At 73.8% G+C, this 9,085-nt stretch carries 11 protein-coding genes; 5 read left to right on the top strand and 6 right to left on the bottom strand.

The window, feature by feature from the left end; genetic code table 11:
* Nucleotides 1-697, top strand: a 697-nt coding sequence (locus H5J29_RS11730; protein ID WP_181780964.1) for an FIST signal transduction protein, incomplete at its 5' end; no start/stop codon positions are given.
* Between the two features lie 186 nt (nucleotides 698-883).
* Here the strand turns inward: H5J29_RS11730 and H5J29_RS11725 are convergent.
* The 3 genes from H5J29_RS11725 to H5J29_RS11715 all read right to left on the bottom strand — a co-directional run bounded on the left by H5J29_RS11725 (nucleotide 884) and on the right by H5J29_RS11715 (nucleotide 3,905).
* Complete coding sequence (locus H5J29_RS11725) at nucleotides 884-1,675, bottom strand: hypothetical protein (RefSeq protein ID WP_181780963.1); 792 nt, start codon at nucleotides 1,673-1,675, stop codon at nucleotides 884-886.
* Nucleotides 1,676-1,940: 265 nt separating this feature from the next.
* Complete coding sequence (locus H5J29_RS11720) at nucleotides 1,941-3,074, bottom strand: epoxide hydrolase family protein (RefSeq protein WP_181780962.1); 1,134 nt, start codon at nucleotides 3,072-3,074, stop codon at nucleotides 1,941-1,943.
* Nucleotides 3,075-3,167: 93 nt separating this feature from the next.
* On the bottom strand, nucleotides 3,168-3,905 hold the full coding sequence (locus tag H5J29_RS11715; RefSeq protein WP_181780965.1) for an IclR family transcriptional regulator: 738 nt from the start codon (nucleotides 3,903-3,905) through the stop codon (nucleotides 3,168-3,170).
* 78 nt (nucleotides 3,906-3,983) lie between these two features.
* Here H5J29_RS11715 and pcaH point away from each other — a divergent pair, with 78 nt between their 5' ends.
* On the top strand, nucleotides 3,984-4,703 hold the full coding sequence (gene pcaH / locus H5J29_RS11710; RefSeq protein WP_181780961.1) for a protocatechuate 3,4-dioxygenase subunit beta: 720 nt from the start codon (nucleotides 3,984-3,986) through the stop codon (nucleotides 4,701-4,703).
* Nucleotides 4,696-5,226 (top strand): protocatechuate 3,4-dioxygenase subunit alpha, encoded by a 531-nt coding sequence (gene pcaG / locus H5J29_RS11705; RefSeq protein ID WP_181780960.1) that lies wholly within the window; start codon nucleotides 4,696-4,698, stop codon nucleotides 5,224-5,226. Before pcaH ends, pcaG begins: the two co-directional genes overlap by 8 nt.
* A 6-nt stretch (nucleotides 5,227-5,232) precedes the next feature.
* On the opposite strand, the gene H5J29_RS11700 is transcribed toward pcaG, so the two are convergent.
* Entirely contained in the window at nucleotides 5,233-5,688 is a 456-nt protein-coding gene (locus tag H5J29_RS11700; RefSeq protein ID WP_181780959.1) for a hypothetical protein, read from the bottom strand.
* Nucleotides 5,689-5,894: 206 nt separating this feature from the next.
* Here H5J29_RS11700 and H5J29_RS34950 point away from each other — a divergent pair, with 206 nt between their 5' ends.
* Together H5J29_RS34950 and H5J29_RS11695 are read left to right on the top strand one after the other, a co-directional pair.
* Complete coding sequence (locus H5J29_RS34950; RefSeq protein WP_312858169.1) at nucleotides 5,895-6,587, top strand: GtrA family protein; 693 nt, start codon at nucleotides 5,895-5,897, stop codon at nucleotides 6,585-6,587.
* On the top strand, nucleotides 6,490-7,266 hold the full coding sequence (locus tag H5J29_RS11695; protein WP_246393762.1) for an alpha/beta fold hydrolase: 777 nt from the start codon (nucleotides 6,490-6,492) through the stop codon (nucleotides 7,264-7,266). The genes H5J29_RS34950 and H5J29_RS11695 overlap by 98 nt, the downstream gene beginning before the upstream one ends.
* Here H5J29_RS11695 and H5J29_RS11690 read toward each other — a convergent pair.
* Nucleotides 7,256-8,407, bottom strand: coding sequence for an acetyl-CoA hydrolase/transferase C-terminal domain-containing protein (locus H5J29_RS11690; protein WP_181780957.1), 1,152 nt, complete (start codon nucleotides 8,405-8,407; stop codon nucleotides 7,256-7,258). The genes H5J29_RS11695 and H5J29_RS11690 overlap by 11 nt on opposite strands.
* A gap of 23 nt (nucleotides 8,408-8,430) precedes the next feature.
* The coding region (locus tag H5J29_RS11685; protein WP_181780956.1) for a helix-turn-helix transcriptional regulator at nucleotides 8,431-9,085 on the bottom strand (655 nt) is incomplete at its 5' end.

Here is a 9,085-nt window from a genome sequence, read left to right as displayed (position 1 = left end):
GGAGCTGCTGCCGGGGCTGCCGCTCATGGGTGGCCTGGCGAGCGCGGGCGCCGACCGCCTGCTGCTCGACGGCGAGGTGGTCCCGGGCGGTGCGGTGGGCGTCCTGCTGGGCCGTGGCGCGGGCGTGCGCACGGTCGTCAGCCAGGGGTGCAGGCCGATCGGGCCGCCGATGGTCGTCACCGGCGCGCAGGGGAACCTGTTGCTCGAGCTCGCGGGGGAGCCGGCGTTCGCCCGGCTGGGCGCGATCGTGTCGGGGCTGCCGCCGGAGGAGCAGAAGCAGGTCTCCACCGGGCTGCACCTCGGCGTGGCGATCGACGAGTACGCCGACGAGCACGGTCGCGGGGACTTCCTCGTGCGCGGGGTCCTCGGGATCGACCCGGAGGAGGGCGCGGTCGCGGTGGGCGACGTCGTGGAGGTCGGTCGGACCGTCCGCTTCCAGGTGCGCGACGCCGCCGGTGCGGGGGAGGACCTCGCCGCCCTGCTCGCCGACCTGCCGCCGGTGCGGGGCGCGATCCTGTTCTCCTGCAACGGCCGCGGGACGACGATGTTCCCCGACGCCGGCCACGACGTCGGCGTCCTGCGCGCCGCGCTCGGCACCGTCCCCGTGGCGGGGTTCTTCGCCGCGGGCGAGATCGGGCCGGTGGGTGGGCGAAACCACCTGCACGGCTTCACCGCCTCCGTGCTGGCCTTCGAGTAGGACGCGCACCGGGCCCGGGCCGCCACTCGCGACCCGGGCCCGTCCGTGCCGACCGCTCACACGGCCGTCTACCCCCCGGCATCCGCTCGAGATCGGCGGGACGTCATTGCCGGTGCGGTCGCGGATCCGCTCCCCAGCTCACCGCGACCGCTGCGGCCGGTGCTCCCCAGCACCGGCTGCAGGTGCTCAGATGCCCGAGTTCGCCCCGCTCGCGGCGACCGCGTTCTGCGAGACGCCGCCCGAGCTGAGGATCCCGCCGATGTTCACGGTGGGGTTGACCTGCAGGTTCAGCCCCAGAAGCCCGCCGCCCTGCGCCGCGCGCTTCGAACCGCCGCCGTGTCCGCCGGACTGCTGGATCCCGGAGTTCGCCGCGCTGTCCGAGTGGGCGGTCTGGGTGACCGGGCCCGAGTTCGCGATGCCGCCGACGTTGACGGCCGGGTTCACCTGGACCAGCGCCTCGACGAGGTCGCCCGCCTGGAAGGACTCCTGCCCGCCGCTCGGGCCGTGCCCGTGTCCGCCGGACTGCTGGATGCCGGTGTTCGCGGGGCTCGCGGCGTACGCGGTCTGGGTGACGGGGCCGGAGTTCAGGATGCCGCCGACGTTGAGTGCCGGGTTCACCTGTGCGAGGGCCCCGACGAGGTTGCCGCCCTGGGCGGCGCGCTGCCCGCCGTGCCCGTGTCCGCCGGACTGCTGGATGCCGGTGTTCGCGGGGCTCGCGGCGTACGCGGTCTGGGTGACGGGGCCGGAGTTCAGGATGCCGCCGACGTTGAGTGCCGGGTTCACCTGCGCGAGCGCCCCGACCACGTCGCCACCCTGCACGGCGCGCTGACCGCCGCCCGGGTGGCCGCAGTCGTGACCGTGCTCGTGGGCGTGACCGGTCTCGGCGTTCGCCACCCCCGTGACCCCGAGGGTCAGCGGGAGGCCGAGCGCACCGGCTGCGACGAGACGGAGGGCGGAGGTGCTCAGCATGCGGGTCATCGGGGCTCCTTCGGGCACGCCGCATCGACCGGCCACAGTGGACCCTGGCGGCCCACCGCGCCGGGTGCGACCTGATCGCTACCGGGGGGTGTGTCCGGTGGACGTCGATCACGCGCACCCGGACGATCACTCCAACGAGGCTCACTCGATGGAGGTACGGCGGTGACGGAGAAGTGATGTCGATCTCTTGCCGTTAACGCCCGACCACCCTCGTCACACGATCGGGTGTCCTAGGGCGTTGATCCGATCGGCGCAGCGTGACGGCTCAGCGCACCGTTCGGAAGAAGGTCTGCAGCTCGTCCACCAGGGTCTCGGGCTGCTCCAGCGAGGCGAAGTGGCCGCCTGCGACCGGCGTCGAGAAGTGCCGGATGTCCACGAACCGGCGCTCGAGCCAGTGCCGGGGCAGCCGGGTCATCTCGTGCGGGAACTGCGAGATGCCGGTGGGGACCTCGACGGTCTCCATCCGCGGCTTGCGGAAGCTCTCCCAGTACAGCCGGGCGCTGGAGGCCGCGCTGGCGGTCAGCCAGTAGAACATCACGTTGTCCAGCAGGCGGTCCCGCGAGATCACGTTCTCCGGATGGCCCGCGCAGTCCGTCCAGTCCCAGAACTTCTCGGCGATCCAGCAGGCCTGCCCGACCGGCGAGTCCGTGAGCCCGTAGCCGAGGGTCTGCGGCCGGGTGGACTGCTCGGCCGAGTAGCCGGTGCCGGAGACCTTGAACCGCTTGGCGAACAGCAGCGCCTCCTTCTCCGGCTTCGACAGTGGGCGACGCTCCTCGGCGGGCGGGGCCTCCGAGAGGGGCATCGTGAGGTGGATCCCCGCGAGGGCCTCCGGGATGCCGCTCGCCAGCGCCGCGGTGATCATCGAGCCCCAGTCGCCACCCTGTGCGCCGTAGCGGTCGTACCCGAGCCGGTCCATCAGCTGCGCCCACGCCGTGGCGATCCGCTCGACGCCCCACCCCGACACCTCGGGCTTGCCGCTGAACCCGAAGCCGGGCAGCGAGGGGATGACGACGTGGAAGGCGTCGGACGGGTCCTCCGGCTTGGTCAACGCGTCGATCAGGCCCACGTACTCGACGATCGACCCCGGCCACCCGTGCGTGAGGATCAGCGGCAGCGCGTCCTTGTGCGGGGACCGGACGTGCAGGAAGTGGACCTGCACGGAGTCGTCCCCGCCGCCGTCGAGACCCGTGACGAACTGCGGGTACGCGTTGATCTCGGCCTCGCACCGGCGCCAGTCGTACTCCTCGGCCCAGTACCGCGTGAGCCGCTGGGCGTAGTCGAGCGGCACCCCCTGCGTCCACCCGCCGACGGTCGCGGGCTCCGGCCAGCGGGTCCGCCGCAGCCGGTCGCGGAGATCGTCCAGCTCGGACTGGGGGACGTCGATACGGAACTCGCGCACGGGATCAGACTGGCACGCCGCGGGTCAAGCCGCCGTCTGCCACCAGGCTGGTTCCGTCGATCCGGCCTGCAGGCACCACGACGCTCCCGCGGGCTACCGCAGGGCGCGGGAGATGCCGCGGGCGGCGGCGAGGACGGCAGGCACGTAGGCGTGCGGGTTGGCCTCGACCGGGACCACGATCGACAGCGCCGCCACGACCCCCGCCGCATCCCGCACCGGCGTTCCGACGGACTGCGACACCAGCTCGATCTGCTGCACGCTGATCGCCACCCCCGTGCGCCGGACCTCGCCGAGCAGGTGCCGCAGGGCGGCGGGATCGGTGACGGTGCGCTCGGTGAACCTGCGGACGGGCGCGGCGAGGACACGCTCGACGAGCCCGGGCTCGGCGTGCGCGAGCAGCGCGAGCCCCACCCCGGTGGCGGTGGCGGGGAGCCGCGAGCCCGGCCCGCTCCGGATGCTGACGGCGTCGTGCGCGGACAGCCGCTCGACGTAGACGACCTCGGCGCCGTCGAGCACCGCGAGCTGCACGTTGTGTCGGGTCACCTCGTGCAGGTCCTCCAGGTAGGGCATCGCGCGCTCGCGCAGGCCCATGCCGCGCGGCGCGAGCGCGCCGACCTCCCACAGCCGTAGCCCGATCCGGTACTCCCCGGAGTCGGCCCGCTCCAGCGCTCCCCAGGCGGCGAGCTCGCCGACCAGCCGGTGGGTCGTCGTCAGCGGGAGCCCGGTCCGCCTGCTGATCTCCGTGAGCGTGAGGACGGGCGCGTCGGTCCCGAAGGCGCCCAGCACGTCCAGGACCCGCGCCGTCACCGTCGATCTCGCCACCCGGGCGATCCTTCCGCAGAGCGGAAGTCACGTCGAGGGGGAGCCGGGCCCGGGGCACGCTGTCCGGAGGGGTTCGGAAGGAGCGACATGACGTCGGCACCACGACAGCGCGAGAGCCGGTACGTGCGGCCTCGGGACACGCATCCGCCGCTCGACTCGCCGGAGTACCGCAGCACCGGCCTGCGGCACCCGACGCGCGCCCCGATCGTCGTCCCGCAGCGGCTGACGGAGGTGACCGGGCCGCTGCTCACCGGCCCGATCGGCCCGTCGGACCACGACCTCACCCGCCAGCACGCGGGGGAGCCGCAGGGTCAGCGGATCATCGTGACCGGGCGCGTCCTGGACTCCGACGGCAGGCCGGTGCCGGACACGCTCGTCGAGGTCTGGCAGGCCAACGCGGCAGGCCGGTACGCGCACAGGTCCGACGACTGGGCCGCCCCGCTCGACCCGAACTTCTCCGGCGGCGGCCGCGTGCTCACGAACGCCCTCGGCGAGTACTCCTTCACCACGATCAAGCCCGGCGCCTACCCCTGGGGCAACCACCCCAACGCCTGGCGTCCCGCGCACATCCACTTCTCCCTGTTCGGGCGGGCGTTCACCCAGCGGCTCATCACGCAGATGTACTTCCCGGCGGACCCGCTGTTCGCCTTCGACCCCATCTACAACTCGGCGCCGGAGGGCGCGCGGGAGCGGATGGTCTCGACCTTCGACATGGAGGCGACCCAGCCCGCGTGGGCGCTCGCCTACCGCTGGGACATCGTGCTGCGCGGCCGCGACCAGACGCCCTTCGAGGAGCCCCATGCCTGAGCTGACGCCCTCCCAGACGGTGGGCCCCTACCTGCGGCTCGGTCTCGACTGGGGCCCCGCCGGGCCCGCGGTCGTCCCCGAGGGCACGCCCGGCGCCGTCCGGATCACCGGGATCCTCTACGACGGCGAGGGCACGCCGATCACCGACGGCCTGGTCGAGACCTGGCAGGCCGATCCCGAGGGCCGCTTCCCCCATCCCGAGGGGGGCGGCTCCGACTTCCGGGGCTTCGGCCGCAGCTGCACCGACGACGAGGGCCGGTGGGAGGTCCGCACCCTGCTGCCCGGCGCGCTCCCGGGGGAGGCTCCGCACCTCGACGTCTCGGTGTTCGCCCGCGGTCTGCTCGACCGCGTCGTCACCCGGGTCTACCTGCCCGACCACCCGGCCAACGCGACGGACCCGGTGCTCGCGCTGGTCCCCGCGGAGCGCCGCGGCACCCTCGTGGCCGAGCGGGTGGGCGAGGCGGAGTACCGCTTCGACATCCGCCTGCAGGGCGAGGCCGAGACCGTGTTCCTGGACGTGTAGCGCGGTCTAGCGCACGTGCGCGAAGCTCACGGACCGGAACGTGAAGGTGCCCGAGTCGTCCCCGGACACCGAGTGCGGGCTGGTCCAGCGCGCCGCGTGGGCCGAGTCCGGCTCGCCCTCGGTGAGCTGCTCGGCGAGCTCGGCGCAGGACTTCGCCGACAGCAGCGCGACCGTGTCCGTGCGGTTCACCGACTCCGTCCACGCGGCGGGTCCGGTGGCCAGGGACTGCAGGTCGTAGCAGGTGCCGAGCTGCGGGTCGACGATCGCGTCGGACTGCGCGGCCCAGTCGCCGCCGTCCGACGTGCCGTTGAGCGCCACGTAGAAGCCCTCCGCGGTGGTGTCCGGCGCGCCCGGGGTGGCCGCACCCGCGGCCGTGGCGGCGCCCAGCCCCGCGATCGCCAACAGGGCCACCACTCCCAGTGTCACCGCCGTACGCCGCATGCCGCCCCCGATCGTGTCCACGCGTCACCCCGTCGGGGGCGACCGGTCTCACACCGTCAACGCGCGTGCCTCGACGCGGTGACGGGTAAGTCCGATCACAGCGTAGCGGGGCGGAAGATCTGCTCCGCTCACAGCGTTCACACAGGTGGGAGCGTGCTCGCTCTCATGTGGGAATGCGATAAATGATCTGTACCGGACGAGCCGGGCGGAGAGAGGTGATCGGGACCGTGGCGAGCAGAGCGATCACCGCGCCCGGGCCGCACCTTCCCTTCGCCGACCTGCTGGGCGTCCCGGCGCACCGCGTCCACACCCTCCGCGAGCGCTTCCCCCTGGTCGCCCAGCTGGCGCGCTACGCGATGGTGGGCGGGTTGGGCACCGCGGTGAACGCGGGGCTCTACCTGCTGGCCAGGCTCGTCCTGGGCCCGGTGCCCGCGAACCTCGTCGCGCTGGTGCTGAGCACCGCGGTGAGCACGGAGGTCAACCGCCGCTTCACGTTCGACGGCGCCACGGCCCACCGCTGGCGTGTGTACGTCCAGGACCTGGGGACCGTCGTCTTCTACGCGGGCTACAGCACCGCCGTCCTGCTGCTGGTCGACGAGTGGGTGCCCGACGCCACGCCGCTGGAGGAGACCGCCGCGGTCACCGCCGCGAGCGTGCTCGGCGGGTTGCTGCGCTTCCTCGTGCTCAAGGCCTGGGTGTTCGATACCCACCATGAGCGAACCGATCTCGGTCCGGACGCCGTCGGGCATCACGATCCGCGGAGCGCGGGCCGGGCAGGGGCCGCCGGTGCTGCTCCTGCACGGGTTCCCGCAGAGCCACGTGATGTGGCGGCCGGTGACGGCGGCGTTGGCGGAGCACCACACGGTGGTCGCGCCGGACCTGCGGGGCTACGGGGAGTCGGACCGTCCGCCCTCGGGTGAGGACCATGCGGGCTACTCGTTCCGCGCCATGGCGGCCGATCCCGTCGCGGTCATGGCCGAGCTGGGGTTCGAGCGTTTCGCCGTCGTCGGGCACGACCGCGGGGCCCGCACCGCGCACCGGCTGACGCTGGACCACCCGGAGCGCGTGGAGCGGCTCGCGCTGCTCGACATCATGCCCACGGACTACGTCTACGCCACCGTGGACCGTCGGATCGCCACCGCCTACTACCACTGGTTCCTCTACGTCCAGCCCGCCGACCTGCCCGAACGCCTGATCGCGGGCGACCCGATCGGCTACCTGCACGCCCTGTTCGGCAGCTGGGGGAGCGGGCTCGGAGCCCACTCGCCCGAGGCGCTCGCCGCCTACGAGAAGGCCTTCGCGGATCCCGCGGCACGGCACGCGATGCTCGAGGACTATCGCGCGGGCGCCTCGATCGACCTGGAGCACGACGCCGAGTCCGAGCGCGCAGGCCACCGGATCCGGGTGCCGACGCTGGTCCTCTGGGGCGCGAAGGGGGCCGTCGGGGGCTATGCCGAGTCTCCGGTCGACGTGTGGCGGACCCGCGCCGCGGACCCCGGCCTGGTCGAGGGCGCGGCGATCCCGAAGGCGGGGCACTTCCTGGTCGAGGAGAACACCGCCGCCACGATCGAGGCGCTGCGGACGTTCCTCAGGCCTTGATCTCACCGTCCCAGAGCGCGCGCAGGGCCACCCTGCGTTCCTCCCGGTCCAGGCCCCGCAGGTCGGCGACGCCGCGTTCGGTCACCACCACCTCGACGTCGTGCGAGGGGGTCGTGACCGGCCGGGACAGCCGCTCGACGAGCGTCGGGACACCCTTCACGGTGCTCGGCAGGGCGATCACCGAGATCCCGGGGCCCCGCGCGGCCGCGGCCGAGAAGTCGGGGTGCCCGCCGATCATGCCCGCCGCGACGGGCCCGACGCCCTCCACGTTGACCTGCCCGTCGGGGTCGATCTCCAACGCGGCGTTGAGCGCGATCAGCGGCGGTGCGGCGGAGAGCCTGCCGAGGTCGTGCGTGTGCTCGATGGGGTTCAGGATCCGACGGCCGTGGGCCCAGTCGTAGAGCCGCGTGGTGCCGGACAGGTAGGCGGCGCTCGGCTCGCCCAGCAGCAGCCCCTTCGCCGCCAGGTCCACCACGGGCTCGGGGAGCAGGCCGGAGTCGACGCGCACCGGCACCTCGAGCGCCGCGACCATCGCCTGGGCCAGCCTGCCGGGCCCCACCTGGATCCGGGCGCCCTCGGGCACCAGCGCGGTGACGTGCCGCGCGATCGCCTCGTCGGCCGCGGTCGGGGTGGCGTTCGGGATCTCCCACGGCGGGGCGTCCGTCTCCGCGACGACGGTGACCTGCTCCTCCGGGATCGGCGGGCCGGTCTCGGCCAGCGGCGAGGTCGAGGACAGCACGGCGGCCACCGGGACGCCTGCGTCGACGAGCCCGCGCAGGTAGGACGACTCCGCGCCGAGGTGCAGCCCGGCCGGGCCGCGCACCAGGGTGGCGACCAGGAGGTCCGGCCGCAGCGGCCCGGCGAGGATCTGCGGGATCGCCGACAGCCTGCAGGGCACGACCTTCGCCCTGCCCACCTCGATGTCGCGCCGCAGCCCGGGCCCGCCCGCGACGACCCGGACATCCGCGAACGCCGTCAGGTCGAGACCGGCCGTGGGCCCGGGGACCCAGCCGAGCACGAGCCGGACACCCTTCCCGGCTGCCGCCTCGCTCAGCGGTCCGTAGAGGCCCGCGGGGGCGCCACAGCCGTCGCCGAGCACGATGCGCGAGCCGGGGCGGACGACGTCGTCCAACGAGACCATGGTCCGATTCGACCACAGCGGGATCAGCCGCGGGGTGTGACGGCGCGCTCGTACCGGGCGGCGAGCGCGGCCAGGTGCGCGACCAGTCCCGGGGGCTCGGTGACGTGGAAGTCCAGGCCGAGCATGCCGATGTAGACCGCGACGGTCTCCACGCTGTCCGCGCCGGTGACCAGTACGGACGTCTCCTCGTCGACCTCCTCGACGAGCCCCACCGCCGGGTTGATCCGGGCGAGGACCGTGGTCGCGGGCGCCGCGACCGTGATCCGGGCGTGCACGGCCCAGCCGGTGGAGGCGACGTCTCGCAGCACGAACGCGGTGTAGTCGCCGCCGGGCAGCGCCACCGGCTCGAAGCGGAGCCCGGTGCGCATCCGCAGGGCGAGCCAGTCCACGCGGAAGGTGCGCCAGGTCGCGGACTCGCGGCCCACCAGATACCACCGCCCCTGCCAGCTCACCAGCCGGTACGGCTCGACGAGGAGCGGCCACTCGGCCGCGCGGTAGTCGAACCGCACCTGTTCGCGGTCGCGGACCGCGGCGGCGAGCGTGGCGAGCACCGCGGCGTCGACCTCCGGATCGGGATCGGCGGTGTCGGTGTTGCGCGGGCCCTGCGCGGTGGCCTCGTGGACGGCCGCGACCTGCCGCTTCAACCGGTTCGGCAGCACCTGTTCGAGCTTGGCCAGC

This window comes from Pseudonocardia pini, assembly GCF_013870575.1.
In the GTDB taxonomy this organism is placed as follows: domain Bacteria; phylum Actinomycetota; class Actinomycetes; order Mycobacteriales; family Pseudonocardiaceae; genus Pseudonocardia; species Pseudonocardia pini.
The sequence above is the reverse complement of the archived record's forward strand: the minus strand, read 5'-3'. Positions and strand labels throughout refer to the sequence as shown.